The 26216-nt window shown below is 71.4% G+C and carries 26 protein-coding genes; 22 read left to right on the forward strand and 4 right to left on the reverse strand.

Features of this window, described 5'->3' with window-relative positions:
• On the forward strand, positions 1–1194 hold a 1194-nt coding region (locus tag RIF68_RS03375; RefSeq protein WP_309049590.1), incomplete at its 5' end, for an ABC transporter substrate-binding protein.
• A 66-nt stretch (positions 1195–1260) separates the two neighbouring features.
• A complete protein-coding gene (locus RIF68_RS03380; protein ID WP_309049591.1) occupies positions 1261–2844 on the forward strand; it encodes an ABC transporter substrate-binding protein in 1584 nt (527 codons plus the stop codon).
• A 77-nt stretch (positions 2845–2921) separates the two neighbouring features.
• Here the strand turns inward: RIF68_RS03380 and RIF68_RS03385 are convergent, their stop codons facing one another.
• On the reverse strand, positions 2922–3596 hold the full coding sequence (locus RIF68_RS03385) for a response regulator transcription factor (protein WP_309049592.1): 675 nt from the start codon (positions 3594–3596) through the stop codon (positions 2922–2924).
• Between the two features lie 45 nt (positions 3597–3641).
• Positions 3642–4574 (reverse strand): RecB family exonuclease, encoded by a 933-nt coding sequence (locus RIF68_RS03390; RefSeq protein ID WP_375165060.1) that lies wholly within the window; start codon positions 4572–4574, stop codon positions 3642–3644.
• Here RIF68_RS03390 and RIF68_RS03395 point away from each other — a divergent pair.
• The 4 genes from RIF68_RS03395 (at position 4468) to RIF68_RS03410 (ending at position 7720) form a co-directional block, all read left to right on the forward strand.
• Positions 4468–4818, forward strand: a complete 351-nt coding sequence (locus tag RIF68_RS03395; RefSeq protein ID WP_309049594.1) for a hypothetical protein — start codon at positions 4468–4470, stop codon at positions 4816–4818. The genes RIF68_RS03390 and RIF68_RS03395 overlap by 107 nt on opposite strands.
• 106 nt (positions 4819–4924) lie before the next feature.
• Entirely contained in the window at positions 4925–6058 is a 1134-nt protein-coding gene (locus RIF68_RS03400) for a site-2 protease family protein (RefSeq protein WP_375165061.1), read from the forward strand.
• 18 nt (positions 6059–6076) lie between these two features.
• The gene (locus RIF68_RS03405; protein WP_019884997.1) at positions 6077–6964 is read left to right on the forward strand and encodes a tRNA (adenine-N1)-methyltransferase; all 888 of its coding nucleotides are present in this window, start codon (positions 6077–6079) and stop codon (positions 6962–6964) included.
• Positions 6965–7135: 171 nt separating this feature from the next.
• Positions 7136–7720, forward strand: a complete 585-nt coding sequence (locus RIF68_RS03410; RefSeq protein WP_309049596.1) for a hypothetical protein — start codon at positions 7136–7138, stop codon at positions 7718–7720.
• A gap of 4 nt (positions 7721–7724) precedes the next feature.
• Here RIF68_RS03410 and RIF68_RS03415 read toward each other — a convergent pair whose 3' ends face one another.
• Entirely contained in the window at positions 7725–8036 is a 312-nt protein-coding gene (locus RIF68_RS03415) for a ferredoxin (protein ID WP_309049597.1), read from the reverse strand.
• Between the two features lie 241 nt (positions 8037–8277).
• Here RIF68_RS03415 and arc point away from each other — a divergent pair, with 241 nt between their 5' ends.
• From arc to prcA, 5 genes are all read left to right on the forward strand, one after another.
• Positions 8278–10044 carry a proteasome ATPase gene (arc, locus tag RIF68_RS03420; protein WP_309049598.1) on the forward strand — a complete coding sequence of 589 codons (1767 nt, stop codon included), beginning with the start codon at positions 8278–8280 and terminating at the stop codon, positions 10042–10044.
• Between the two features lie 184 nt (positions 10045–10228).
• Complete coding sequence (gene dop, locus RIF68_RS03425) at positions 10229–11740, forward strand: depupylase/deamidase Dop (protein ID WP_309049599.1); 1512 nt, start codon at positions 10229–10231, stop codon at positions 11738–11740.
• Positions 11741–11923: 183 nt separating this feature from the next.
• Complete coding sequence (locus RIF68_RS03430; RefSeq protein WP_309049600.1) at positions 11924–12136, forward strand: ubiquitin-like protein Pup; 213 nt, start codon at positions 11924–11926, stop codon at positions 12134–12136.
• 157 nt (positions 12137–12293) lie between these two features.
• A complete protein-coding gene (gene prcB / locus RIF68_RS03435; RefSeq protein WP_309049601.1) occupies positions 12294–13133 on the forward strand; it encodes a proteasome subunit beta in 840 nt (279 codons plus the stop codon).
• A 52-nt stretch (positions 13134–13185) separates the two neighbouring features.
• The gene (gene prcA, locus RIF68_RS03440; RefSeq protein WP_309049602.1) at positions 13186–13938 is read left to right on the forward strand and encodes a proteasome subunit alpha; all 753 of its coding nucleotides are present in this window, start codon (positions 13186–13188) and stop codon (positions 13936–13938) included.
• Positions 13939–13999: 61 nt separating this feature from the next.
• Here prcA and RIF68_RS03445 read toward each other — a convergent pair whose 3' ends face one another.
• Entirely contained in the window at positions 14000–15019 is a 1020-nt protein-coding gene (locus RIF68_RS03445) for a LacI family DNA-binding transcriptional regulator (protein ID WP_309049603.1), read from the reverse strand.
• A gap of 134 nt (positions 15020–15153) precedes the next feature.
• Between RIF68_RS03445 and RIF68_RS03450 the strand changes: the two genes are divergently transcribed.
• From RIF68_RS03450 to RIF68_RS03500, 11 genes are all read left to right on the forward strand, one after another.
• On the forward strand, positions 15154–16461 hold the full coding sequence (locus RIF68_RS03450; protein WP_309049604.1) for an MFS transporter: 1308 nt from the start codon (positions 15154–15156) through the stop codon (positions 16459–16461).
• Between the two features lie 68 nt (positions 16462–16529).
• Positions 16530–17891 carry a Pup--protein ligase gene (gene pafA, locus RIF68_RS03455; RefSeq protein WP_309049605.1) on the forward strand — a complete coding sequence of 454 codons (1362 nt, stop codon included), beginning with the start codon at positions 16530–16532 and terminating at the stop codon, positions 17889–17891.
• A gap of 171 nt (positions 17892–18062) precedes the next feature.
• Positions 18063–19001 (forward strand): FKBP-type peptidyl-prolyl cis-trans isomerase, encoded by a 939-nt coding sequence (locus tag RIF68_RS03460; protein ID WP_309049606.1) that lies wholly within the window; start codon positions 18063–18065, stop codon positions 18999–19001.
• A 94-nt stretch (positions 19002–19095) separates the two neighbouring features.
• Positions 19096–19476: an FKBP-type peptidyl-prolyl cis-trans isomerase gene (locus tag RIF68_RS03465; RefSeq protein ID WP_309049607.1), complete on the forward strand. Its 381-nt coding sequence runs from the start codon at positions 19096–19098 to the stop codon at positions 19474–19476.
• A gap of 143 nt (positions 19477–19619) precedes the next feature.
• Positions 19620–20576, forward strand: a complete 957-nt coding sequence (locus RIF68_RS03470) for a WYL domain-containing protein (protein WP_309049608.1) — start codon at positions 19620–19622, stop codon at positions 20574–20576.
• Positions 20577–20592: 16 nt separating this feature from the next.
• Positions 20593–21546 carry a WYL domain-containing protein gene (locus RIF68_RS03475; protein WP_309049609.1) on the forward strand — a complete coding sequence of 318 codons (954 nt, stop codon included), beginning with the start codon at positions 20593–20595 and terminating at the stop codon, positions 21544–21546.
• A 227-nt stretch (positions 21547–21773) separates the two neighbouring features.
• A complete protein-coding gene (locus RIF68_RS03480) occupies positions 21774–22028 on the forward strand; it encodes a hypothetical protein (protein WP_309049610.1) in 255 nt (84 codons plus the stop codon).
• A gap of 30 nt (positions 22029–22058) precedes the next feature.
• Positions 22059–22256 (forward strand): hypothetical protein, encoded by a 198-nt coding sequence (locus tag RIF68_RS03485; RefSeq protein ID WP_309049611.1) that lies wholly within the window; start codon positions 22059–22061, stop codon positions 22254–22256.
• 186 nt (positions 22257–22442) lie between these two features.
• Positions 22443–22730 carry a Sec-independent protein translocase subunit TatA gene (gene tatA, locus RIF68_RS03490; protein WP_309049612.1) on the forward strand — a complete coding sequence of 96 codons (288 nt, stop codon included), beginning with the start codon at positions 22443–22445 and terminating at the stop codon, positions 22728–22730.
• A 105-nt stretch (positions 22731–22835) separates the two neighbouring features.
• On the forward strand, positions 22836–23738 hold the full coding sequence (gene tatC, locus RIF68_RS03495) for a twin-arginine translocase subunit TatC (RefSeq protein WP_309049613.1): 903 nt from the start codon (positions 22836–22838) through the stop codon (positions 23736–23738).
• A 304-nt stretch (positions 23739–24042) separates the two neighbouring features.
• Positions 24043–26216 (forward strand): DEAD/DEAH box helicase (locus RIF68_RS03500; RefSeq protein ID WP_309049614.1); only part of this gene is annotated, 2174 nt, incomplete at its 3' end.

The following is a 26216-nucleotide window of genomic DNA, read 5'->3' on the forward strand; positions in this document are numbered from 1 at the left end:
GACAACGGCACCGCCGCCCTCCTCTCCAACATCGACACCGTGGAGACCAAGGGCGACGAGATCGTCTTCCACCTCAAGACCCCCGACGCCACCTTCCCGTACAAGCTCTCCACCCCCGTCGCCGGCATCCTCAGCAAGGACAAGTACGCCGCCGACAAGCTCCGCGACGGCTTCGAGGTCGACGGCTCCGGCCCCTACACCATGAAGGCCGAGCGCGAGGGCGAGAAGGCCACCCGCTTCGTCTTCACCAAGAACCCGCGCTACAAGGGCGACATCACGCTGCGCAACGAGCGGGTCGAGCTGCGCACCTTCGCCGACGCGGGCACCATGGGCGCCGCCCTGGAGAGCAAGGACATCGACATGATGGCCCGCTCGCTCTCCCAGGAGCAGATCAAGGACCTGACCGAGTCGTCCCGGGACGACATCCGCGTCACCGAGGTCCCCGGCCTGGAGATCCGCTACCTCGGCTTCAACACCAAGGACCCCTCCGTCCAGCAGAAGGCCGTACGCCAGGCCATGGCCGCCGTCATCGACCGCGGCGCCCTCGTCGACCGGGTCTACGGCCCCACCGCCGAACCGCTCTACTCGCTGATCCCCGCCAGCATCACCGGCCACGCCACCCCCTTCTTCGACGTGTACGGAGAGCCCGACACCGCCCGGGCCGCCAAGCTCCTCAAGGACGCCGGCGTCCCCACCCCGGTCAAGCTGACCCTCCACTACACCACCGACCACTACGGCGCCGAGACCGCCCAGGAGTTCGAGGCGATCAAGAACCAGCTCATCGCCACGGAACTCTTCGACGTCACCGTCAAGGGCGCCGAGTGGTCCCGGTTCCGCACCGCCCAGAAGCGCGGCGACTACGCCGTCTACGGCCTCGGCTGGTTCCCCGACTACCCGGACCCGGACAACTACATCGCGCCCTTCCTCGACCGCGACAACTTCCTGAACACCCCGTACGTCAACAAGGTCGTCCGCGACCAGCTCATCCCGCGGTCCCGCCGGCAGGCCGACCGCAACGCCGCCACCCCCGTCTACGGGCAGATCCAGAAGATCGTCGCCCAGGACGTGCCCGTCCTCCCCCTGTGGCAGGGCAAGCAGTACGTCGCCTCCCGCGCCGACGTCACCGGAGTCGAGTACGCGCTCAACACCTCCTCCGACCTGCTGCTCTGGGAACTGGGCCGCGGCACCGCCTGACCCCTTCGTTGTTCCGGCCGCGCACCGCGCGCGGCCGGCCTGGCAAGAGATCAAGAGGCAAGTTCTGTGAAGGCACACACCAAGTGGCTGACGGCACCGCTCGCCGCCGGCCTGTCCGCCGCCCTCCTCAGCGGTTGCGGTACCGAACAGGGGGCGGGCGCCGACGGAGCCGGAGGCACCGTGCGCGTCGGCATGTCCGACGAGATCCTCGCGACCGACCCGGCCGCCGGCTACGACCCCGGCTCCTGGCTCCTGTTCAACAACGTCTTCCAGTCCCTGCTGGCCTTCCCCAAGGGCGCCTCCGTGCCGGAGCCCGAGGCAGCGGAGAAGTGCGGCTTCGCCGCGGGCAGCAAGGTCTACCGCTGCACCCTGCGCCCCGGCCTGAAGTTCTCCAACGGGAACCCGCTCACCTCCGAGGACGTCAAGTTCTCCTTCGAGCGCACCCTCAAGATCGGCGCCCCCTCCGGCCCCACGCCCCTGCTCTCCACGATCGACCGGATCGAGACCCCGGACGAGCGGACCGTGGTCTTCCACCTCAAGGTGCCGGACGCCACCTTCCCCAGCAAGATCGCCTCCGGCGCCGGCTCCATCGTCGACCACCGCGAGTACCCGGCCGACGCCCTGCGCACCGACGGCAAGGCCGTCGGCTCCGGCCCGTACAAGCTGGACTCCTTCGGCGAGACCGAGGCCGTCTTCTCGCCCAACCCCGGCTACCAGGGCACCGCCAAGCCGAAGAACGGCGGCGTCACCCTCAAGCTCTACCAGGGCGACCGCACCGCGCTCTCCCGCGCCTTCGGCGCCGGCGAGATCGACGTCGCCTACCGAGGGCTCGCCGCCGACGACATAGCCACCCTGGAGGAGTCCGCCTCCACCGGCGACCAGGGCGTCGAGGTCGTCCAGGGCAGCAGCGCCGAGGTCCAGCACCTGGTCTTCAACATGAAGGACCCGGTCGCCGGCAAGCTCGCCGTCCGCAAGGCCATCGCCCACCTCGTCGACCGCGAGGCCCTCGTCGAGGACGTCTACAAGTCGACCGCCACCCCGCTCTACTCGATCGTCCCGGCGGGCATCGCGGGCCACAACACCGCCTTCTACGACACCTACGGCACCCCCGACGCCGCCAAGGCCAGGAAGGCGCTCCGCGACGGCGGCGTCACCGCCAAGGTCAAGCTCACCCTCTGGTCCACCCCCAGCCGCTACGGCCCGGCCACCGACCAGGAGCTCAAGGCCATCGCCGGCCAGCTCAACGCCAGCGGCCTCTTCGACGCCGACGTCAAGTCCGTCCCGTTCGAGCAGTACGAGAAGGACATCGCCGCCGGCAAGTACGGCGTGTACGTCAAGGGCTGGGTGCCCGACTACCCGGACGCCGACAACTTCACCGGCCCCTTCTTCGGCGAGGGCAACGTCCTCGGCAACCACTACGAGAACGCCACCGTCACCGGCACCCTCATCCCGAAGACCTCCGCCGTCGCCGACCGCGCGGCCACGGCCGCCGAGTTCGGCCGGATCCAGGACCTCGTCGCCGACGAGGTCCCCTTCCTCCCGCTCTGGCAGGGCAAGCAGTACGCGGTCGCCCGGGGCCAGATCACCGGCCTCGAGTGGACCCTCGACGCCTCGACCGTCTTCCGCTTCTGGGAGATCCGCAAGGGCTGATCCGTCCCGCACGACAGCAGGGGCCCGGCGCGCACCCCGCGCGCCGGGCCCCTCGTCGTCGGTTCCTCCGGGACGCGCTACTGGCCGCCGCCCGGCCGGACCAGACCGCTCTCGTACGCGTACACCGCCGCCTGCACCCGGTCGCGCAGCCCCAGCTTCGTCAGCACATGCCCCACATGGGTCTTCACCGTCGTCTCGCTCACGAACAGGTCCGCCGCGATCTCCGCGTTCGACAGGCCCCGCGCCACCAGCTTCAGCACCTCCACCTCACGGTCCGTCAGCGTGGCCAGGGTGTCCGGCATCCGCTCCTCACCCGTCGGCAGATGGGCCGAGTACTTGTCGAGCAGCCGGCGCGTGATCGACGGAGCGAGCATCGCCTCGCCCGCCGCCACCACCCGGATCGCCTGCACCAGCTCGTTCGCCGGGGCGTCCTTCAGCAGGAAGCCGCTCGCTCCGGCCCGCAGCGCCTCCACCACGTACTCGTCCAGGTCGAAGGTGGTCAGCACCAGGACCTTCGCCGGCCCGTCCCGGCCGGGCCCCGTGATCTGACGGGTCGCCTCCACCCCGTCCATCCGCGGCATCCGGATGTCCATCAGGACCACGTCCGGCTGGAGCGCCCGCACCTGGTCCAGGGCCTGGAGGCCGTCACCGGCCTCACCCACGACCGCGATGTCCTGCTCCGCCTCAAGGATCATGCGGAAGCCGGTACGCAGCAGGGGCTGATCGTCGACCAGGAGGACACGGATCGTCACAAGGGCTCCTTCACGGACGGGGACCGGCTCACGGCCGGGCCGGGCTCAGGGCCCGGGCGGGTCCCCGCCCATTCTGCCCTGCCCCGTTCCGCCCGGCTCCGGCGGGCGCGCGGAGGCGATCTCCAGCGGATACACCGGGGGAGTCCCGCCGAACTCCGGGCAGACGGCCCGGTGATCGCACCAGCCGCACAGCTTCGTCGGCCGCGGCCGCCAGTCACCCGTCTCCGTCGCCGTACGGATCGCGTCCCACAGCGCGTGCAGCTTCCGCTCCACCCGCAGCAGGTCCGCCTCCACCGGGTCGTACGTGAGGACGTCCCCGCTGCCCAGGTACACCAGCTGGAGCCGGCGCGGCACCACCCCCTTCAGCCGCCACACCACCAGCGCGTAGAAGGTCATCTGGAACAGCGCGCCCTCGCTGTACTCGGGCCGCGGTGCCTTCCCCGTCTTGTAGTCGACGATCCGCACCTCGCCCGAGGGCGCCACGTCCACCCGGTCGATCACCCCGCGCAGCCGCAGCCCGGACTCCAGCTCCGTCTCCACGAACAGTTCCCGCTCGGCCGGCTCCAGCCGCGTCGGGTCCTCCAACGTGAACCACCGCTCGACCAGCCGCTCGGCCTCGCCGAGCCAGCCCGCGAGCCGCTCGCCCCCGGGGTCCTCCGCGAACAGCTCGGCCAGCTCCGGGCGCGAGGACAGCAGCCGGTCCCACTGGCCCGGGATCATCGCCTTGGCCCGCGGCACCGTCCGCTCCGCCGCCGGGTCGTCGAACAGACGCTCCAGCACCGCGTGCACCAGGGTGCCGCGCGTCGCCGCCGGGCTGGGCTTCTCCGGCAGCCGGTCGATCACCCGGAACCGGTACAGCAGCGGACACTGCATGAAGTCGCTCGCCCGCGAGGGCGACAGCGACACGGGCGCCCGCGGCCCGGTCCGCCCGTCCGCCCCCGCCTCCGCCGCCCCGGACACCTCCGAGGCCGCGGACACCTCGGCCGTGCCGGCGGTCCCCGGCGGCCCCGGCACCACGGGCGCCCCCGTGCCCCCGGAGGTCACCGACGGCCCGGGGACCCCCGGCGCCGGCACCCCGGACGGCACGGGGAAAGCCCCCCGCTCCGCCGTCCCTGCGGCCACCGCCGGCTCCTGCTCGCTCGTACTCATGACGAAGACCCTACGACCCGCCACCGACAGCGAGCCGCATACCATCGACCTGGGACCCCGTCGCACTGCATGATCGACCCGTGACGCAGCGACGCGGTCACGGCCCGCGACGAAAGGAACCCGTGAACCAGGACGAGCCCAAGCCGCAGCGGACCAAGGAACCCGGAGGCGGGATCCTGATGGGCCGGCCCTTCGGCGTGCCCGTCTACGTCGCCCCCAGCTGGTTCCTCGTCGCCGCCCTCATCACCTGGGTCTTCGGCGACCAGATCGAGCGCGTCCTGCCCGAACTCGGCGCGGCCCGCTACCTGGTCTCCCTCTTCTTCGCCGTCGCCTTCTACGCCTCCGTCCTGGTCCACGAGCTCGCCCACACCCTCGCCGCGCTCCGCTTCCGGCTCCCGGTGCGCCGCATCCAGCTCCAGTTCTTCGGCGGCGTCTCCGAGATCGAGAAGGAGACCGAGACCCCCGGCCGCGAATTCGTCCTCGCCTTCGTCGGCCCGCTGCTCTCCCTCGTCCTCGCCGGCGTGTTCTACCTCTCCCTGTACGCCGTCGAGCCGGGCACCGTTCCCGGCGTCCTGCTCGCCGGCCTCATGATCTCCAACCTGATCGTCGCGATCTTCAACCTGCTGCCCGGCCTGCCCCTCGACGGCGGCCGCATGCTCCGCGCCGTCGTCTGGAAGATCACCGGCAAGCCCATGAGCGGCACCGTCGCCGCCGCCTGGGTCGGCCGCGCGCTCGCCGTGGGCGTGCTCGTCGGCGTCCCCCTCCTCACCCGCACCGGCCTCCTCGGCAACTCCACCGAGGACATCAGCGGCGTGGACACCGTCACCGACGCCCTCCTCGCCGCCATCCTGGCCGCCATCATCTGGACCGGCGCCGGCAACAGCCTGCGCATGGCCCGCCTCCGCGAGCACCTGCCCGAGCTCCGCGCCCGCAGCCTCACCCGCCGCGCCGTCCCCGTCGAGCCCGCCACCCCGCTCTCCGAGGCCCTGCGCCGCGCCAACGACGCCGGCGCCCGCGCGCTCGTCCTCGTCGACGGCACCGGCGCTCCCACCGCCATCGTCCGCGAGGCCGCCATCGCCGCCGTGCCCCAGCACCGGCGGCCCTGGGTCGCCGTCGGCACCCTCGCCCAGGACCTCACCGACGGCATGCGCGTTCCCGCCGAACTGACCGGTCAGCCCCTCCTCGACCACCTCCGCGCCTGCCCGGCCACCGAGTACCTGGTCGTCGAGGAGACCGGCGAGATCTACGGAGTCCTGTCCACCACCGACGTCGAGCGGGCCTTCGTCAAGGCCATGGCACGACCGTCCTCGTAGGCCCGGTACTCTGTTCACATGTCCGAACCGACCGGTGCCGCCCGCCGTCGCGGGCCCTTCAAGGTCGGGGACCAGGTCCAGCTCACCGACCCCAAGGGACGCCACTACACGTTCACGCTCGAGGCCGGGAAGAACTTTCACACCCACAAGGGTTCCTTCCCCCACGACGAGCTGATCGGTGCTCCCGAGGGCAGTGTTGTCCGTACCACGGGAAACGTCGCCTACCTCGCGCTGCGCCCCCTGCTCCCCGACTACGTCCTGTCCATGCCCCGCGGCGCCGCCGTGGTCTACCCGAAGGACGCGGGCCAGATCCTCGCCTTCGCCGACATCTTCCCCGGCGCACGCGTCGTCGAGGCCGGCGTGGGCTCCGGATCGCTCAGCAGCTTCCTGCTCCGCGCCATCGGCGACAGCGGAATGCTGCACTCCTACGAGCGCCGCGAGGACTTCGCCGAGATCGCCAAGGGCAACGTCGAGCGCTACTTCGGCGGCCCCCACCCGGCCTGGCAGCTGACCGTCGGCGACCTCCAGGACAACCTGTCCGACACCGACGTCGACCGCGTCATCCTGGACATGCTCGCCCCCTGGGAGTGCCTGGAGGCCGTCTCCAAGGCCCTCGTCCCCGGCGGCATCCTGTGCTGCTACGTGGCGACCACCACCCAGCTCGCCCGCACCGTGGAGTCCATCCGCGAGTTCGGCTGCTACGCCGAGCCGCAGCCGTGGGAGTCCATGATCCGCAACTGGCACGTCGAGGGCCTGGCCGTCCGCCCCGATCACCGCATGATCGGCCACACCGGCTTCCTCGTCACCGCCCGCCGCCTCGCGGACGGGGTCGAGCCCCCGATGCGCCGCCGCCGCCCCGCCAAGGGCGCGTACGGCGAGGACTACGAAGGCCCCAACAAGGGCTGACGTCCCGACATCACCGGCACGCCGCCGCCCCGTTCCCGCCCCGCGCGCGGAACTCGGCGGCGGCGTCCTCATGTTCGTCCCGGTGCGCCGACCCCGGCTGTTCCCTCCCCCTGTGACGTGTGGCACGATGCCCGCAACTCCCTCGGCACCACCTCACAGGAGACCTCTCGCGTGCAGCCCTCCGCCGCCCCGGACCCCGTGGACCTCGCGCACACCCACGCCCGGCCGGTGCACTGGCTGGCCACGGCCGCCGCCACCGCCGCGGTCGTCGCCCTCGCGGGCCTCCTCCAGCCCGGCCCCGCGGGAGCCACCGCCACCGCCGGGGCCCCCGTCTCCGCCCGTCCCGCGCCCGCCCCCGCGGCGGCGGACGCCACCTTCCCCCTGGAGTGCGGACCGGCGGGCCGTACCGTCGTCGCCCGGCAGGCCTCCGGCGACCTCGACGGGGACGGAAACCCGGAGACCGTCGCGACCGCGCACTGCGAAGCCGGCATCGGCACCCCGCCCAGCGGTCTCTACGTCCTCACCCGCGGCACGGAGCCCGGCGCGCCCGCCCGCGTGGTGGCGACCCTCGTCGAGCCCCGCCTCCACCGGCACGTCACCGAGCTCGCGATCCGCGACGGGGCGGTCCGCGCCACCCTGCTCGGCTACTCGTCCCCCGAGGTGCCGCGCTGCTGCCCCGACGAGAAGGAGCAGGTCGGCTGGGAGTGGCGGGGCGGCGTCTTCCTCCGTACCGCCCCCGCCGGCGCGGGCGCCTGACGCGTCACTCCGCGTCGGGGCCGTACACCTCCACCCGGTCCGCCACCCGGCGGACGTGGATGCAGTCGCCCGGGCACTCCTTCGCCGAGTCCACCACGTCCTGGAGGAGCGGCAGCGGCACCGGCGTGGTCGCCCCCGCCTCCTGGAGCAGCTCGTCGTCGGCGCTCTTCACATATGCGAGCCCGTCGATGTCGAGCTCGAAGACCTCGGGAGCGTACTGCGCGCAGATCCCGTCCCCCGTGCACAGGTCCTGGTCGATCCAGACCTCCAGCGCCTCTCCGGCGCCCACGGACGGGGCCTCGTTCTGCACGGTCATGTCTCCTGCCGTTTCTGCTTCACGCGATAAGTCGGGCCACCTCTGACGGGTGTTGACCACTCACGACCATACAACCGCCCGCTTTCAGACGGTGAAGGGTGGGTATTCCCCAAGACGAGAGGGGAAGCGCAAGGGTGAAGATCGGACACACCCCGGAGTCTTTTTGATCTAGGGGTTTCAATCACCACCCACGCAGGTAGGGTCAGGAAGCGTCCAGCTCCCCTTGGAGGAGGTGAGGACCGTGGCAGCCCACGACGACGACATCAACCGCGGCATCCGGCCGGGGCGGGGGTCTGAAGACCCCGCCGGCCAGGTTGCCTATCTCGAGCAGGAAATCGCCGTCCTGCGCCGCAAGCTCGCCGACTCTCCGCGTCACACGAGGATTCTCGAGGAGCGGATCGTCGAGCTGCAGACGAACCTGGCCGGCGTGTCCGCGCAGAACGAGCGGCTCGCCAGTACGCTCCGTGAGGCCCGCGACCAGATCGTGGCCCTCAAGGAGGAGGTCGACCGGCTCGCCCAGCCGCCGGCCGGCTTCGGGGTGTTCCTGCAGGCGAACGCGGACGGTACGTGCGACATCTTCACCGGGGGCCGCAAGCTCCGGGTGAACGTGAGCCCCAGCGTCGAGCTCGACGAGCTCAGGCGGGGGCAGGAAGTCATGCTCAACGAGGCGCTCAACGTGGTCGAGGCCATGGAGTTCGAGCGCGCCGGGGACATCGTCACCCTCAAGGAGATCCTCGAGGACGGCGAGCGCGCCCTGGTGATCGGGCACACCGACGAGGAGCGGGTGGTGAGGCTCGCCGAGCCTCTGCTGGACGTCACCATCCGCCCCGGCGACGCCCTGCTGCTCGACCCCAGGTCCGGTTACGTCTACGAGGTGGTCCCCAAGAGCGAGGTCGAGGAGCTCGTTCTGGAGGAGGTCCCGGACGTCGACTACGACAAGATCGGCGGCCTGGGCAACCAGATCGAACTGATCCGCGACGCGGTCGAGCTTCCGTACCTCCACCCGGACCTCTTCAAGGAGCACGAACTGCGGCCGCCGAAGGGCATCCTGCTCTACGGCCCGCCCGGCTGCGGCAAGACGCTGATCGCGAAGGCCGTGGCCAATTCCCTGGCGAAGAAGGTCGCCGAGGTGACCGGCCAGCCCGCGGGGAAGTCCTACTTCCTCAACATCAAGGGCCCCGAGCTCCTCAACAAGTACGTCGGTGAGACCGAGCGGCACATCCGCCTCGTCTTCCAGCGTGCGCGGGAGAAGGCGAGCGAGGGCACCCCCGTGATCGTCTTCTTCGACGAGATGGAATCCCTCTTCCGCACCCGCGGCTCCGGTGTCAGCTCGGACGTGGAGAACACCATCGTCCCCCAGCTGCTCGCCGAGATCGACGGTGTGGAGGGCCTGGAGAACGTCATCGTCATCGGCGCCTCCAACCGCGAGGACATGATCGACCCCGCGATCCTGCGGCCCGGCCGGCTCGACGTCAAGATCAAGATCGAGCGTCCGGACGCGGAGGCCGCCAAGGACATCTTCGCGAAGTACCTCACGCCGAATCTGCCGCTCCACGCGGACGACGTCTCCGAGCACAGCGGTTCCAAGGAAGCCGCGGCGCACGGAATGATCCAGTCCGTCGTCGAGCAGATGTACGCGGAATCCGAGGAGAACCGGTTCCTCGAAGTCACGTACGCCAACGGCGACAAGGAAGTCCTGTACTTCAAGGACTTCAACTCCGGCGCCATGATCCAGAACATCGTGGACCGGGCCAAGAAGATGGCCATCAAGGCCTTCCTCGACCACAACCAGAAGGGCATCCGGGTCTCCCACCTCCTCCAGGCGTGCGTGGACGAGTTCAAGGAGAACGAGGACCTGCCCAACACGACCAACCCCGACGACTGGGCCCGCATCTCCGGAAAGAAGGGCGAGCGGATCGTCTTCATCCGCACCCTCGTCACCGGAAAGCAGGGCGCGGACACCGGGCGCTCCATCGACACGGTGGCCAACACCGGTCAGTACCTGTAGGAACGCGCGCCGGCTGCGGATGTCCGGAAAGCGGGCATCCGCAGCCGGCGCGTTCCACCCGGAAATTCCTCCCGGCAGTACCGGGAAATACCGCAAGTGATCTCCCCACCAGCGCGGAGCCGATCTAGGCTCATCGGTACCGCCGAGACGCGCACAGTGAGCGCCGCCGGGCAAGGAGGGCCGCATGACCGTACGGCGAGTAATGGGCATCGAGACGGAGTACGGGATCTCCGTCCCCGGACACCCGAACGCCAATGCCATGCTCACCTCGTCCCAGATCGTCAACGCCTACGCGGCGGCGATGCACCGGGCGCGCCGCGCCCGCTGGGACTTCGAGGAGGAGAACCCGCTGCGGGACGCCCGCGGCTTCGACCTCGCCCGCGAGGCCGCCGACTCCAGTCAGCTCACCGACGAGGACATCGGCCTGGCCAACGTGATCCTCACCAACGGGGCCCGGCTCTACGTGGACCACGCCCACCCCGAGTACAGCGCCCCCGAGGTCACCAATCCCCGTGACGCCGTCCTCTGGGACAAGGCCGGCGAGCGGATCATGGCCGAGGCCGCCGAGCGGGCCGCCCAGCTGCCCGGCGCCCAGCCGATCCACCTCTACAAGAACAACACCGACAACAAGGGCGCCTCCTACGGCACGCACGAGAACTACCTGATGAAGCGGGAGACCCCCTTCTCGGACATCGTGCGCCACCTGACGCCCTTCTTCGTCTCCCGCCAGGTCGTGACCGGCGCGGGCCGGGTCGGCATCGGCCAGGACGGCCGCGAGCACGGCTTCCAGATCAGCCAGCGCGCGGACTACTTCGAGGTCGAGGTCGGCCTGGAGACCACCCTCAAGCGGCCCATCATCAACACCCGGGACGAGCCGCACGCCGACGCCGAGAAGTACCGGCGCCTGCACGTGATCATCGGCGACGCCAACCTCTCCGAGATCTCGACCTATCTCAAGCTGGGCACGACCTCGCTGGTGCTCTCCATGATCGAGGACGGGTTCATCACCGTCGACCTCGCCGTCGACCAGCCGGTCCGCACGCTCCACGAGGTCTCCCACGACCCCTCGCTCCAGTACCTCGTCACGCTCCGCAGCGGCCGGACACTCACCGCGGTCCAGCTCCAGATGGAGTACTTCGAGCTGGCCAGGAAGTACGTGGAGGAACGGTACGGCGCGGACGCCGACGAGCAGACCAAGGACGTCCTCAGCCGCTGGGAGGACACCCTCACCCGGCTCGAGAACGACCCCATGAGCCTCGCCGGCGAGCTCGACTGGATCGCGAAGCGGGAGGTCATGGAGGGCTACCGGCGGCGCGACGACCTGGACTGGGACGCGGCCCGGCTGCACCTGGTGGACCTCCAGTACGCGGACGTACGCCCCGACAAGGGCCTCTACAACCGCCTGGTGGCCCGCGGGCGCATGAAGCGGCTCCTGGACGAGGCGGAGGTCGAGCGGGCCGAGACGGCCCCGCCGGAGGACACCCGGGCGTACTTCCGGGGCCGCTGCCTGGAGCAGTACGCCGACGACGTCGCCGCCGCCTCCTGGGACTCGGTGATCTTCGACCTGCCGGGCCGCGACTCCCTCCAGCGCGTCCCGACCCTGGAACCGCTGCGCGGCACCAAGGAGCACGTGAAGGCGCTCCTGGACCGCTGCCGCACGGCCGAGGAACTGGTGCGGGTGCTTTCCGGGGGCTGATTCGTGACCGGAATGCGCGCCTGAAATAGCCGGGCACCGGGAATCATGGGAACAGTGCCCGGCCGCAGGAAGAAGCTGCGGAGAGAAAACCGGAAATCGAGGGGCCGATGTCAGACCCGGCTAGTAGGGTCTGATCTTGTACGGACTCAACCGAGCGGGCCGATTTCGAGCGGGGTGAGGGATATGGCGACCAAGGACACCGGCGGCGGACAGCAGAAGGCGACGCGTTCCACGGAGGAGGTCGAGGAGACCACCACGGAGGCGAGCTCCGACCTCAAGGAGCGCCAGGAGAAGCTCAACGAGGACGTGGACTCCGTCCTGGACGAGATCGACGACGTGCTCGAGGAGAACGCCGAGGACTTCGTGCGCTCCTTCGTCCAGAAGGGCGGCGAGTAGCCGCTCCCGCCCTCGTCGTCCTCCGTCCCCGGAGCCCCGGAAGAAGCCGTGGGCCCGGGGACGGATGACACGCCGTGCTACGGGTAAGGTCCGTGCACAGCAAGCAAGATCGGCCCGCGTGTCCCACGGCGGGTCTCTCCCACCCGGAAGGAATCGCGTGGAAGCCAACCCTCGTAGCATCGGGCGTCTGCCGGCGGCCTTCCTGACGCCGGGCTCGTCCTCGTTCATCGACTTCCTGACGAACCACTCGCCCGACCTGCTCCCCGGCAACCGGAAGCTGCCGGAGGGGATCGTCGAGGCGCCCCACGGCACCACCATCGTGGCCGCGACGTTCCCGGGGGGCGTCGTGCTCGCGGGTGACCGGCGGGCCACCATGGGCAACATGATCGCCCAGCGCGACATCGAGAAGGTCTTCCCGGCCGACGAGTTCTCGGCGGTCGGCATCGCCGGCACCGCCGGTCTCGCGGTCGAGATGGTGAAGCTGTTCCAGCTGGAGCTGGAGCACTTCGAGAAGGTGGAGGGCGCCACGCTCTCCCTGGAGGGCAAGGCGAACCGTCTCTCCACCATGATCCGCAGCAACCTCGGCATGGCCATGCAGGGCCTCGCCGTCGTCCCGCTCTTCGCGGGCTGGGACGAGGCCCGGGAGAAGGGCCGCATCTTCTCCTACGACGTGACCGGCGGGCGCTCCGAGGAGCACGGCTTCGCCGCCACCGGCTCGGGCTCCATCTTCGCCCGCGGCTCGATGAAGAAGCTCTACCGCGAGGACCTGACCGAGGAGCAGGCCACCACCCTGGTCGTCCAGGCGCTCTACGACGCGGCCGACGACGACTCGGCGACCGGCGGCCCCGACCTGGCGCGGCGCATCTTCCCGATCGTCACCGTCATCACCGAGGAGGGCTTCCGCAGGCTCACGGAGGAGGAGTCCTCCGCGCTGGCCCGATCGGTCACCGAGCGGCGCCTGGAGCAGCCCGACGGCCCGCGCGCCGCCCTGCTCTGACCCGTCGTCGCCCGTAGCAGCCCTTCAGACCGGAAGAAAGGGACGGTAGCCGGTGTCCACGCCGTTCTATGTCTCACCCCAGCAGGCCATGGCCGACCGGGCGGAGTACGCCCGCAAGGGCATCGCCCGCGGCCGCAGCCTCGTCGTCCTCCAGTACGCGGACGGCATCGTCTTCGTCGGCGAGAACCCCTCGCGGGCCCTCCACAAGTTCAGCGAGATCTACGACCGGATCGGCTTCGCCGCCGCCGGCAAGTACAACGAGTACGAGAACCTCCGCATCGGCGGCGTGCGCTACGCCGACCTGCGCGGCTACACCTACGACCGCGACGACGTCACGGCGCGCGGCCTGGCCAACGTCTACGCGCAGACCCTGGGCACCATCTTCTCCAGCGCGGGCGAGAAGCCGTACGAGGTGGAGCTGGTCGTCGCCGAGGTCGGCACGGAGCCCGAGGGCGACCAGATCTACCGGCTGCCGCACGACGGCTCGATCGTGGACGAGCACGGCTCGGTCGCGGTCGGCGGGAACGCGGAGCAGATCAGCACTTTCCTCGATCAGCGGCACCGCGACGGCATGTCGCTCGCGGAGGCGCTCAAGCTGGCCGTGCAGGCCCTCTCACGCGACACCAACGGCACGGAGCGGGAGATCCCCGCCGAGCGCCTGGAGGTGGCCGTCCTGGACCGTACGCGCCCGCAGCAGCGCAAGTTCAAGCGGATCGTCGGCCGGCAGCTGTCCCGCCTCCTGCAGGCGGACGACGCGGCGGTGACGAAGACGGACGAGCCCTCCGACGAGGCCCCGGAGGAGTAGCCGTACCGCGCCGAAGGGGGCCCCGTCCGTCCGGACGGGGCCCCCTTCGGCGTGCCCGGCCTCAGCGGGCCGGCGGGGGACCGGAGGAGCCGCGCGCGGTCAGGGCGACCGGCAGGAGCCCGGGCCGGGCCTGTTCGCCCGCGAGGACGGCGAGGAGCGCCTCCATGCCCCGTTCACCGATCCGCTCGGCGGGCAGGGAGACGGTGGTCAGCTCGGGTTCCACGGCGGTCGCCAGGGCGAGGTCGTCGAAGCCGGTGACGGAGACGTCCTCGGGGACCCGCAGGCCGAGGCGGCGCAGGGCCTTGCAGGCGCCGGCGGCGAGGATGTCGTCGTCGCAGACCAGCGCGGTCGGGCGCGGGCCGGGTTCCGCGAGGGCCCGCTCGGTGGCGGCCATGGCGCCGTGCACGTCCAGAGGGGCGCGGACGGTGCGCACGGCGGCGCCGGCGAGCGCCTCGGCGAGCGCGGCGGCCCGGACGTCGAAGGTCCAGGACGGCACGGCCGAGGCCAGGTGCGCGAACCGGGTGTGCCCGAGCTCCCGGAGGTGGCGTGCCACCTGGCGCATGCCGTCGGCGACGTCCAGGTTGACGTGGGCGGCGGCCCCGGTGTCCGAGGGGTCGCTGTCCAGCATGACCAGGGGCAGATCGGTGTCCCGGAAGGCCTCCAGGGCGTCCGCCGCCATCGAGGAGGCGATGATCCCGTCCAGGGCGGCGCGGGACGAGGCGAAGGGGTCCCTGGCCGGTCCGACGCCCTCGGGGGAGGGGTAGAGGACCACGCCGAACCCGTGCCGGGCGGCCACGGCGGCGGCGCCGGTGTAGACGCGGGCGAAGAACTCGTTGGTGAGCGCCGGCACGACGAGCAGGGCGGTGCGCGTCCGGCCGAGGCGGAGGTTGCGGGCCGCGAGGTTGGGCCGGTAGCCGAGCGCGGCGGCGGCCTCGCGCACGGACCCCGCGGTGCGCTCGGAGACCCGTCCCCGCCACTTGTCGCCGAGCACCAGGGAGACGGTGGCCTGCGAGACCCCGGCGGCGCGGGCCACGTCCCGGCTGGTGGGGCGGGCACCGCCGGTGGGTTCGGGGGACTGCACGGGGGCCTCCGGGGCGATGGGTGGGTGGGTCCGCGGGGCACCGCGGGTGGACCGTCGTACCGCCGACATGGTACGTATGACTCCGGAAGTTATACGTAAAACCTCGGGCGAGTCCCGGGGGAGGGGAGACCGACATGGCCACCGAGGCCCCGGCACACGGCGGCTATCTGGACATCCTCAGGGCCCCGCACGCGGCCCGCCTGCTGACGGGCACCCTCGTCGGCCGGCTGCCCAACGGCACGGGACCCGTCGCGATGACCCTCTTCGTCCGCGACCAGGGCGGCAGCTACACCCTCGCGGGCGGCCTCATCGCCGCGTACGGCGTCGCCAACGCCGTCGGGCAGCCGCTCCTCGGCCGGGCCGTGGACCTCAAGGGCCAGCCCCGCGTCCAGCTGCCCGCCGCCGTCCTCTCCGCCCTCGGCATGGCCCTCTTCGCCCTCACCGGCATCGGCCACCTGCCCCTCGCCTACGCCGCCGTCGTCCTCGCCGGCCTCTTCACGCCGCCGCTGGAGGGCGGCCTGCGCGCCCTCTGGCCGAGCGTCCTCGGCCGCGAGGACCGGGTCCACCGCGCGTACGCCCTCGACGCGGTCGCCCAGGAGGTCATGTTCACCGTCGGCCCCCTCCTGGTGACGCTCCTCGTCGCGGTGCGCTCACCCGCCGCCGCCCTGCTCGTGATCAACGCCCTCGGCGTCCTCGGTGCCCTCGCCGTCGTCCTCTCCGAGCCGTCCCGCGCCTGGCGCTCCGCACCCCGCGAGGCCCACTGGCTCGGCGCCCTGCGGTCACCCGGTCTCCTCGCCCTGCTGGGCTCCTTCTTCTTCGTCGGGCTCGCGCTCGGCTCCATCACCGTCTCCGCCGTCGCCTACGCCGACGACCGGGGCGCCCCCGGCGTCTACGGCTGGCTGATGGCCGCGCTCGGCCTCGGCGCCCTCGCCGGCGGTGTCGTCTACGGGGCCCGGCAGTGGTCCGGGGCCCCCGAGCGGCGGCTGCGCGGCCTGGTCCTGCTCCTCGCCCTCTGCTACCTCCCGCTGCTGCTCACCCCCGGCCCGGCGGCCATGACCGGCCTCTCCGTGCTGTCCGGCGTCTTCCTCGCGCCCGCCCTCGCCTGCGCCTTCGTCGTGGTCGACCGGCACGCCCCGCGCGGCACCGTGACCGAGGCCTTCTCCTGGCTCGTGACCACCTTCGGCGTCGGCGCCGCCCTCGGCTCCGCCGTGGCGGGACCGGCCGTCGAACTGGCCGGAACGGCCGCCGGATTCGCGGTGGCCGCGGCGGGCGGTCTCGTCGCCTTCCTGGTGCTCCTGGTCACCGGCCGCGCCCTGCGGGCCCCGCTCGACCCGGGCGCCGGAGCCGCCCCGGCCGGCCCCGCGGGACCCGGCGACGCCGCGCGACACGCCGACGCGGGGGGCGCCCCGGCGGCCGTACACACCGAAAAGAACACCCGCTGAAGGAAAACGATCAGAACGGGAACGTCCAACCCGGTTTCAGCGCACGCCCTCAGGCGTAATGTTCAGACATGGACCGCCGCATTTTCGGGCTGGAGAACGAGTACGGCGTCACGTGCACGTTCAGGGGACAGCGCCGACTGTCACCTGACGAAGTGGCGCGCTACCTCTTCCGCCGTGTCGTGTCATGGGGCCGCAGCAGCAATGTCTTCCTGCGGAACGGCGCCCGCCTGTACCTCGACGTGGGTTCGCATCCGGAATACGCCACACCGGAATGCGACGACGTGACCGAACTGGTCACCCACGACAAGGCCGGCGAGCGCATTCTCGAGGGCCTGCTCGTCGACGCCGAACGCCGCCTGCACGAGGAGGGAATCGCGGGCGACGTCTATCTCTTCAAGAACAACACCGATTCGGCCGGAAACTCCTACGGATGCCACGAGAACTATCTCGTCGCCCGGCACGGGGAGTTCTCCCGGCTCGCGGACATCCTCATTCCCTTCCTCGTCACGCGCCAGCTCATCTGCGGCGCGGGCAAGGTCCTCCAGACCCCGCGGGGCGCCGTCTACTGCGTCTCCCAGCGTGCCGAGCACATCTGGGAGGGCGTCAGCTCCGCCACCACCCGCTCGCGGCCCATCATCAACACGCGCGACGAGCCGCACGCCGACGCCGAGCGCTACCGCCGCCTCCACGTGATCGTCGGCGACTCCAACATGTCGGAGACCACCACGCTGCTCAAGGTCGGCGCCACCGACCTCGTGCTCCGCATGATCGAGGCCGGCACCGTGATGCGCGACCTGACCCTGGAGAACCCCATCCGGGCCATCCGCGAGGTCAGCCACGACATCACCGGTCAGCGCAAGGTCCGGCTGGCCAGCGGCCGCGAGGCCTCCGCCCTGGAGGTCCAGCGGGAGTACTACGACAAGGCCTCCGACTTCGTCGACCGGCGCGGCATCCGCTCCGGCACGATCGCCCAGGTCCTGGAGCTGTGGGGCCGGACCCTCGACGCGATCGAGTCCGAGCGGCTGGACCGCATCGAGACCGAGATCGACTGGGTCATGAAGTACAAGCTCATCGAGCGGTACCGGGCCAAGCACAACATGACCATGTCGAACCCGCGGGTCGCGCAGATAGACCTCGCCTACCACGACATCCACCGCCGCCGCGGCCTGTACTACCTGCTGCAGAAGAACGGCCAGGCGGCCCGGATCTGCAACGACCTGAAGATCTTCGAGGGCAAGTCGGTGCCCCCGCAGACCACCCGGGCCCGGCTCCGCGGCGACTTCATCCGGCGGGCCCAGGAACAGCGGCGGGACTTCACCGTCGACTGGGTCCACCTCAAGCTCAACGACCAGGCGCAGCGGACGGTCCTGTGCAAGGACCCGTTCCGCTCCGTCGACGACCGGGTGGAGAAGCTGATCGCCGGAATGTAGGACCGCCGGCCGTACGGGCCGCCGCCCGCCGCGTGGAGTCGCACGCGGCCACGGCGGTCGTACGACAGCGCGAGGGCCCCGCACCCCGGGTGTGCGGGGCCCTTCGACGTCACAGCGAGGTCCCCTAGAGTGTCGGGACAACTACTGTGCCGTCTGAGATCTGAGGAACACGTGCGCCGACTTGCCGGCCTTCTCGCCGTCCCGCTGCTGCTGCTCTCGACAGCCGCCTGCGGCACGGAGGAAAAGGGCTCCGAAACCGCCGCGATGACCAACGGACTGCCCGCCATCACCGCGGGCGCGAAGTACGGGGAGAAGCCGACCCTCGCCAAGGGCGAGGGCGACCCGCCGAAGGAACTCAAGGTCAATGTCGTCAGCGAGGGCAAGGGCGCGGTCACGAAGAAGGGTGACGCGCTCCAGGTGAACTACCTGGGCCAGGCCTGGGACTCCACCACTCCCTTCGACAACAGCTTCGACCGCGGCCGCCCCTTCGACCTCACGCTCGGCGCCGGCCAGGTCATCAAGGGCTGGGACCAGGGCCTGGAAGGCCAGAAGGTCGGCAGCCGCGTCGAGATCGGCATCCCGCCGGAGCTCGGTTACGGAGCCCAGGGCCAGGGCGACATCAAGCCCAACGCCACCCTCGTCTTCGTCGTGGACATCCTGAAGGCGACCACGATCCCCAAGGCCGCCTCCGGTACCGAGGTCGCCCAGGAGAACAAGGACCTGCCCAAGGTCGGGACGAACACCGACGGCAAGGCCCCCTCGCTGACCGTTCCCAAGACGGACGCGCCCGCCAAGCTCGTGTCGAACTACGTGATCGAGGGCAAGGGCGAGGCCGTCAAGTCCACCGACACCCTGACCGTCCAGTACAAGGGCGTCCTGTGGAAGGACGGCAAGGAGTTCGACAGCTCCTACGCGCGCGGCGGCGTCCCGGCCACCTTCCAGCTGGCCGGCGTGATCCCGGGCTGGAGCAAGGGCCTGGAGGGCAAGAAGGTCGGCAGCCGCGTGCTGCTCGTCGTCCCGCCCGCCGACGGCTACGGCGACCAGGCACAGGGGCCGATCCCCGCGAAGTCGACGCTCGTCTTCACCGTGGACATCCTGGCCAAGCAGTAGCGGGGGGTCCCCGCTCGCGGGGCACTCGCAGGGTAGGTTGTCCGGGTCGCGCGGTCACCGTGCGCGCGATCCATCAGTTGAGGAGCACACTGCAGTGAGCATCGAGAAGCCCGAGGTCGACTTCCCGGGCGGCGAGCCGCCGGCCGATCTGGAGATCAAGGACATCTGGGAGGGTGAGGGCGAGGTCGCCGAGGCCCGCGACCTGGTCAAGGTCCACTACGTGGGTGTCTCCTTCGACTCCGGCGAGGAGTTCGACGCCTCCTGGAACCGCGGCGCCCCGCTCGAGTTCCAGCTCGGCGTCGGCCAGGTCATCCAGGGCTGGGACAAGGGCGTCCAGGGCATGAAGGTCGGCGGCCGCCGCCAGCTGGTCATCCCCGCGCACCTCGCGTACGGCGACCGCGGCGCCGGCGGCAAGATCGGCCCCGGCGAGACGCTGATCTTCGTCTGCGACCTCGTGGCCGTCGCCAAGCGCTGACCCGCGCACCGTGTGACCGGTTCCGGTCGCCCGAGGGCCCCCGCCTCCCGAGGCGGGGGCCCTCGGCTTTTGCCCGGACACCCCGGGGCGGTACGGTCGGACGTCCGAGAACGGAAGACCGGGGAAGTGGGTGCAGGGCGTCGATGGCGATTGCCAAGGCCGAGCGGCTGATGAATCTGGCGCTGTGCCTGCTCGGGACGCGCCGCCCGCTGAGCAAGCGTGAGCTCCGCGGCTCCATCGAGGCCTACCTGGAAGCCGCCGGCGACGAGGCCTTCAACCGCATGTTCGAGCGGGACAAGGACGACCTGCGCGAGCTCGGCCTGGTCATCGAGACGGTCGAGAACCTCGACGGCGAGACCGGCTACCTGGCCCGCCGCGACTCCAACCGCCTGCCGCCGATCACCCTGGACGCCGAGGAGGCCGCCGCGCTCGGCCTCGCCGCCAAGGTGTGGCAGCAGGCCCGCCTCGCCGGCGCGGCCAGCGGAGCCCTCCAGAAGCTCCGGGCCGCCGGCATGCCCGAGGCCGACGACACGTACGAGGCACAGCCCAGCGCCCTCGAACCGCGCATCCCCGTCCACGAGGCGGCCTTCGAGCCGCTCATGCTCGCCTGCCGCGACCGCCGGCCCGTCGTCTTCGACTATCGCAAGGCCAACTCCGCCCGCCCCGAGACCCGCCAGGTCGAGCCCTGGACCCTCGAATGCTGGCGCGGCCACTGGTACCTGGCCGGATGGGACCGGGACCGCGGCGCCGAGCGCGTCTTCCGCCTGTCCCGGATCACCGGCAAGGTCCGCTCCCGGGCCGGCGCCTTCACCGCCCCCGTCCCCGACGTCGTCACCGTCCGGGAGACCGTGGAGAGCTGGGCGGGGGAGACCGCCACCCGCTCCGCCCGCATCCGGCTCCGGACCGGCTGCGGCTACCCGCTGCGGGCCCGCGCCCAGTCCGTGCGCGAGGGCGCGGACGGATGGGACGAGCTGGAGATCCCGTACGGGCACGGCCTCGACGCCTGGCTCGTCGAGTTCGGCCCGGACGTCGTCGTACTGGAACCCGCCGATCTGCGGGCCGATGTCGTGGACCGGCTGCGCGCCGTGGCCAAGGGCTGAAGGGGAGGCGTACCGCATGGCGGCCAACGCGATCGACCAGACGAGGCGGATGCTGTCCCTCGTCACCTACCTCCGCGAGCGCCCGGGGGCGCACGTCGCCGACGTGGCGCGGGCCTTCGGGATCACCGAGGACGAGCTGATCTCCGACCTGGACGTGCTGCCCATGTGCGGCACCAGCTTCCGCGGCGGCGACCTGCTCGACATCGACACCGACGGCGACCGCATCTGGTGGCACAACCCGGACGACGTGGCGGCCCCGCTGCGGCTCGCCGCCGACGAGGCCACCGCGCTGCTCGTCGCGGCCCGGGCCGTGGCCACCCTCCCCGGCCTGCGCGAGAGCGACCGGGAGGCACTGCTGCGCGCCACCGCCAAGCTGGAGGCGGCGGCCGGCGAGGCGGCGGGCGCCAGCTCCCGGCTCTCCGTCACCTTCGAGTCCGAGGGCGGTGTCTTCGCCGAGGTCGACCGGGCCATCTCCGAACGCAAGCGGCTCTGGCTCCGGTACTACTCGCCCGCCCGCGACGAGCTCACGGAGCGGGAGGTGGACCCGATCCGGCTGTTCGCCGTCGGGCACACCTACATGGAGGCCTGGTGCCGCCTCTCCGAGGCGCGCCGCACCTTCCGCCTGGACCGGGTCGCCGAGATCCGGATCCTCGACGAGCACGCCGCGCCGCCCGAGCTGGAGCTGCGGGACCTCTCCGAGGGACTGGTCCAGCCGTCGGCCGATGACCCGGAGGTCGTGGTCGAGGTCGGCCCCGGCGGCCGCTGGGTCGCCGAGTACTACCCGCACGACAAGGCCGAGGAACTGCCCGACGGCGGGTTGCGGATCACCCTGCGCACCCCCGACCCGGCCTCGCTGCGCCGGCTCGGTCTGCGTCTGGGCAGCGACGGGCGGATCGTCGCCCCGGTGGCGCTCGCCGACAGCGCCCGGGAGGCGGCCGCGGCGGCACTCGCCGCGTACGACGGGATCTGAGGTTCCGCCGGAGCCGGCCCCGGGTGACCCCGCGGCTACCGGCGGCACCGGCGTACCGTCCGGGACACGCCGGAGCGCGTGCCCGCCGGCGGCGCGCCGGTCGCGGGGAACACGGCCGGCCGGCCCGGGGACAGGAAGGGCCGGGCGGGGCGCTTCGCCGGTGAGGAGTACGGCCGAGCGGGCCACGCCGGCCGAGAGAGATGCGGCAGTCGAGGGAGATGAGCTGAATGTCCGTGATGTCCGGCCTGGTGGCGCCGACGGCCCCCGTCCTCTTCAAGGCGGCCTGCCCCGACTGCCGCTCCCGCTTCGAACTCTCCCCCTCCGCCCTGCGCCTGGCCATCGGCGCCAGCCGCCGCACCACCTTCTACTCCTTCACCTGCCCCGCCTGCGGCAGCGCCGTCCGCAAGCCCGCCGGCGAACGGATCGTGGAACTCCTCACCGGCGGCGGCGTCCGCACCCTCCGCCTCCACACCACCGCCTGAACGCGGGCGCCGACGGTCTAGGCTCAGCACATGTTCTGGCCCATGCTCGCCATCGCCCTCGGTTTCCTCGGCCTCGCCGTCCTCGGCGTCCTCGGGATCAAGGTCTTCGTGGAGGTCCAGCGCCTCGGCCGTCAAGTGGCCCGCACCACACAGCGCATCCAGCGGGCCGCCGAGGACCTCGAGGACGCCGCCACCGACCTGGCCCGAACAGGCGAGGCCTTGCGCTGAGTCGGGGCCGTACGCTGCGGGAAGACGCCGCCGGGGCTTCACGGCGGACGCAATCGCGCGTATGCACGGGCATTGCCCCGCGTTTACTCGTGCGGGTTACGATCGCAGACAGCGCGGTGGCCGGACCCTGTCCGACCCGCCGGGCACCGCACGTCCATGTCGCCTCGGTGAAGAAGGTAAACAGCTATGGGTAGGCTCGGCCCCACCGAGATCATCCTCATCCTCGTCGTCATCATCCTGCTGTTCGGCGCCAAGAAGCTCCCGGACATGGCCCGCTCCCTGGGCAAGTCGGCCCGCATCCTCAAGAGCGAGGCCAAGGCGATGAAGTCCGAGGACCAGCAGAGCGCGCCCGCCGACCCGCCGCACCCCGGAGCCCAGGACCCGCAGCCCGCGCCGCGTACCATCCAGGCCGCTCCTGGCGACGTGACCAGCTCGCGTCCCGTGACGGAGCCCTCGGACACCACCAAGCGCTGACCCGGTCCGCCGCGGCCGCCGCACCGGGCGGCGGCCTGCCGCACGAGATGAGGACGTGGGTTGCTCAAGTCTGCCCGCAAGCAGGAGAGGGATCCCGAGGGGCGCATGCCCCTCGTGGAACACCTGCGTGAACTCCGCAACCGCCTGGCGAAAGGCCTGCTGGCCGTCGCGGCGGTGACGGTCGTTGCCCTCGTGTACAGCGAGGAGCTGATGCAGTTCCTGACGAAATCGGTGCCCACCTGCGCACCGGGCGTCACCAGTGACGGCGGCAACTGCGCGATCGTCTCCTTCAACACGCTGATGGCCCCCTTCAGCACGACGATCCAGCTGTCCCTGACGGTGGGCCTCGTCGTGGCCAGTCCCATCTGGCTGTACCAGCTGTGGGCCTTCGTCGCGCCCGGACTGCACAAGAACGAGAAGAAGTACACGTACGCCTTCGTCGGCGCCGCCGTCCCGCTGTTCAGCGCGGGCGCCTACCTCGCGTACCTCATTCTCCCCATCAGCGTGAAGGTCCTCATCAGCCTCACGCCCAGCGGCTCCGCGAACATCCTCTCGCTCGGTGACGTCCTCGACTTCACCCTGCGCATGGTGCTCGTCTTCGGCCTCGCCTTCGAGCTCCCGCTCATCCTGGTGATGCTCAATCTGACCGGTGTCCTCACCGGCCGCCGCATGGCCGGCTGGTGGCGCGGCGTGATCATGGGCGTCTTCGTCTTCGGCGCCGTCATCACCCCCACCACCGACCCGGTCGGCATGATCGCCCTCGCCGGGCCCATCACCGTCCTCTACTTCGGGGCCGTCGCCTTCTCGCTCCTCAACGACCGGCGGCGCCGGCGCAAGAACCCCGACGCCGAACTGGACGACGACGAGGCCTCGGTGCTCGACCTCACCCCCGAGGCCGTCGGCGCCGTCGAACCCGTCTCCACCGTCCCCGCCCTGCCGGAGCAGGCGGCCGCCGAGCCCGAGGTGCGCGGAGCACAGCGCCCCGGTGGCTACGACGACATCACCTGAGCCGCTCTCGTGAGGCCCCCCGGACTTCCGTCCGGGGGGCCTTTCCGTGAGCGGCGACCTCCCCCTCTTCGTCACCCCGACCGCGGGGCGCGCACACCGTCCGGCCCGTCGCCGGCACGCACCGTGCCCGCTCGCTCACGCCGGGAGGCTCCCGGCACCGGAGAGCCCCTCGGACTCCTCCCCGTCACCGTCGTCCGCGATCCCGGCGCGCCGCGGGTCCTCGCCCCGCCCGCGCGCCCGGGGCCGGATCCCCGGGATAAAGATCGCGTCACTGTCGGAGGGGGCGGGTAGGCTCGAGAACAAGATGACAGAGGACCTCACACCAGCCGAAGCGTACGCAGCCGCTCGCGCCCGCAACGCCGAGCAGGCCACCGCGCTGGCCCCCTTCCGCGAGATGTACGAGTTCGGTCTGGACCCCTTCCAGATCGAGGCCTGCCAGGCACTCGAGGCGGGCAAGGGCGTGCTCGTCGCCGCCCCCACCGGCTCCGGCAAGACCATCGTCGGCGAGTTCGCCGTCCACCTCGCCCTCACCCAGGGCCGCAAGTGCTTCTACACGACCCCCATCAAGGCGCTGTCGAACCAGAAGTACGCCGACCTCGTCAAGCGGTACGGCAACGCGAAGGTCGGCCTCCTGACCGGCGACAACAGCGTCAACGGCGACGCCCCGATCGTCGTCATGACCACCGAAGTCCTCCGCAACATGCTGTACGCGGGGTCCCAGGCCCTCTCCGGCCTCGGCTACGTGGTCATGGACGAGGTCCACTACCTCTCCGACCGGTTCCGCGGAGCCGTCTGGGAGGAAGTGATCATCCACCTCCCCGAGTCCGTGACCCTCGTGTCCCTCTCGGCGACCGTCTCCAACGCCGAGGAGTTCGGCGACTGGCTCGACACCGTCCGGGGCGACACCGAGGTCATCGTCTCCGAGAGCCGCCCCGTACCCCTGTGGCAGCACGTCCTGGCCGGCCGCCGGATGTACGACCTCTTCGAGGAGGAGACCGACCACGGCGGCCGTGGCGCCGCCCGCCGCGAGGTCAACCCCGACCTCCTGCGCCTCGCCCGCACCGAGAACACGCGCACGTACAACCCGCGCGACCGGCGCCGCGGCAAGATGGTCCGGGAGGCCGACCGCGAGCGCGAGCGCCGCCAGCGCTCCCGCATCTGGACCCCCGGCCGCCCCGAGGTCATCGAGCGCCTCGACGCCGAGGGCCTGCTGCCCGCCATCACCTTCATCTTCAGCCGCGCCGGGTGCGAGGCCGCCGTCCAGCAGTGCCTCTACGCCGGGCTCCGCCTCAACGACGACGAGGCGCGTCGCCGCGTCCGCGAGATCGTCGAGGAGCGGACCGCGTCGATCCCGACCGAGGACCTCCACGTCCTCGGCTACTACGAATGGCTCGAAGGCCTGGAGCGGGGCATCGCCGCCCACCACGCCGGCATGCTCCCGACCTTCAAGGAGATCGTCGAGGAACTCTTCGTACGCGGTCTCGTCAAGGCCGTCTTCGCCACCGAGACCCTCGCCCTCGGCATCAACATGCCCGCCCGCTCCGTCGTCCTGGAGAAGCTCGTCAAGTGGAACGGCGAGCAGCACGCCGACATCACCCCCGGCGAGTACACCCAGCTCACCGGACGCGCCGGCCGCCGCGGCATCGACGTCGAGGGCCACGCGGTCGTGCTCTGGCAGCGCGGCCTCGATCCCGGCCACCTCGCCGGCCTCGCCGGCACACGCACCTACCCGCTGCGCTCCAGCTTCAAGCCCTCGTACAACATGGCGGTCAACCTGGTCGACCAGTTCGGCCGGCACCGCTCGCGCGAGCTTCTGGAGACCTCCTTCGCCCAGTTCCAGGCGGACCGCTCCGTGGTGGGCATCTCCCGCCAGGTCCAGAAGAACGAGGAGGGACTCGCCGGTTACCGGGAGGGCATGACCTGCCACCTCGGTGACTTCGAGGAGTACGCGCGGCTCCGCCGCGAGCTGAAGGACCGTGAGACCGAACTGGCCAAACAGGGCGCCGCCCAGCGCCGGGCCCAGGCCGCCGCCTCGCTGGAGAAGCTCAAGCCCGGAGACGTCATCCACGTCCCCACCGGCAAGTTCGCGGGCCTCGCGCTCGTCCTCGACCCGGGCATCCCCGCGGGCCGCACCAACGGCCACCGGGGCCTCGAGTACCACGACGGGCCGCGCCCGCTGGTCCTCACCGCCGAGCGGCAGGTCAAGAGGCTCGCCTCCATCGACTTCCCCGTCCCGGTGGAAGCCCTGGAGCGCATGCGGATCCCCAAGTCCTTCAACCCGCGCTCCCCGCAGTCCCGCCGCGACCTCGCCTCGGCCCTGCGCACCAAGGCCGCGCACCTCAACCCCGAGCGGCACCGCAGACAGCGGGCCGCGGCCGCCGACGACCGCGAGATCGCCCGGCTGCGCACCGAGATCCGCGCCCACCCCTGCCACGGCTGCGACGAGCGCGAGGACCACGCCCGCTGGGCCGAGCGCTT

Origin of the sequence: Streptomyces sp. (assembly GCF_031178505.1) — a bacterium.
Lineage (GTDB): Bacteria > Actinomycetota > Actinomycetes > Streptomycetales > Streptomycetaceae > Streptomyces > Streptomyces gulbargensis.

What these genes read in the sequence shown, in the direction of transcription:
- RIF68_RS03450 (WP_309049604.1), top strand. Translation starts at nt 15,154, where the DNA reads ATGGCCACCGAGGCCCCGGCACACGGCGGCTATCTGGACATCCTCAGG.
- RIF68_RS03480 (WP_309049610.1), top strand. Translation starts at nt 21,774, where the DNA reads ATGTCCGTGATGTCCGGCCTGGTGGCGCCGACGGCCCCCGTCCTCTTC.
- tatC (WP_309049613.1), top strand. Translation starts at nt 22,836, where the DNA reads ATGCCCCTCGTGGAACACCTGCGTGAACTCCGCAACCGCCTGGCGAAA.
- dop (WP_309049599.1), top strand. Translation starts at nt 10,229, where the DNA reads ATGACCGTACGGCGAGTAATGGGCATCGAGACGGAGTACGGGATCTCC.
- RIF68_RS03400 (WP_375165061.1), top strand. Translation starts at nt 4,925, where the DNA reads ATGGGCCGGCCCTTCGGCGTGCCCGTCTACGTCGCCCCCAGCTGGTTC.
- tatA (WP_309049612.1), top strand. Translation starts at nt 22,443, where the DNA reads ATGGGTAGGCTCGGCCCCACCGAGATCATCCTCATCCTCGTCGTCATC.
- RIF68_RS03430 (WP_309049600.1), top strand. Translation starts at nt 11,924, where the DNA reads ATGGCGACCAAGGACACCGGCGGCGGACAGCAGAAGGCGACGCGTTCC.
- pafA (WP_309049605.1), top strand. Translation starts at nt 16,530, where the DNA reads ATGGACCGCCGCATTTTCGGGCTGGAGAACGAGTACGGCGTCACGTGC.
- RIF68_RS03415 (WP_309049597.1), bottom strand. Translation starts at nt 8,036, where the DNA reads ATGACCGTGCAGAACGAGGCCCCGTCCGTGGGCGCCGGAGAGGCGCTG.
- RIF68_RS03485 (WP_309049611.1), top strand. Translation starts at nt 22,059, where the DNA reads ATGTTCTGGCCCATGCTCGCCATCGCCCTCGGTTTCCTCGGCCTCGCC.
- RIF68_RS03405 (WP_019884997.1), top strand. Translation starts at nt 6,077, where the DNA reads ATGTCCGAACCGACCGGTGCCGCCCGCCGTCGCGGGCCCTTCAAGGTC.
- RIF68_RS03475 (WP_309049609.1), top strand. Translation starts at nt 20,593, where the DNA reads ATGGCGGCCAACGCGATCGACCAGACGAGGCGGATGCTGTCCCTCGTC.
- RIF68_RS03395 (WP_309049594.1), top strand. Translation starts at nt 4,468, where the DNA reads ATGAAGTCGCTCGCCCGCGAGGGCGACAGCGACACGGGCGCCCGCGGC.
- RIF68_RS03470 (WP_309049608.1), top strand. Translation starts at nt 19,620, where the DNA reads ATGGCGATTGCCAAGGCCGAGCGGCTGATGAATCTGGCGCTGTGCCTG.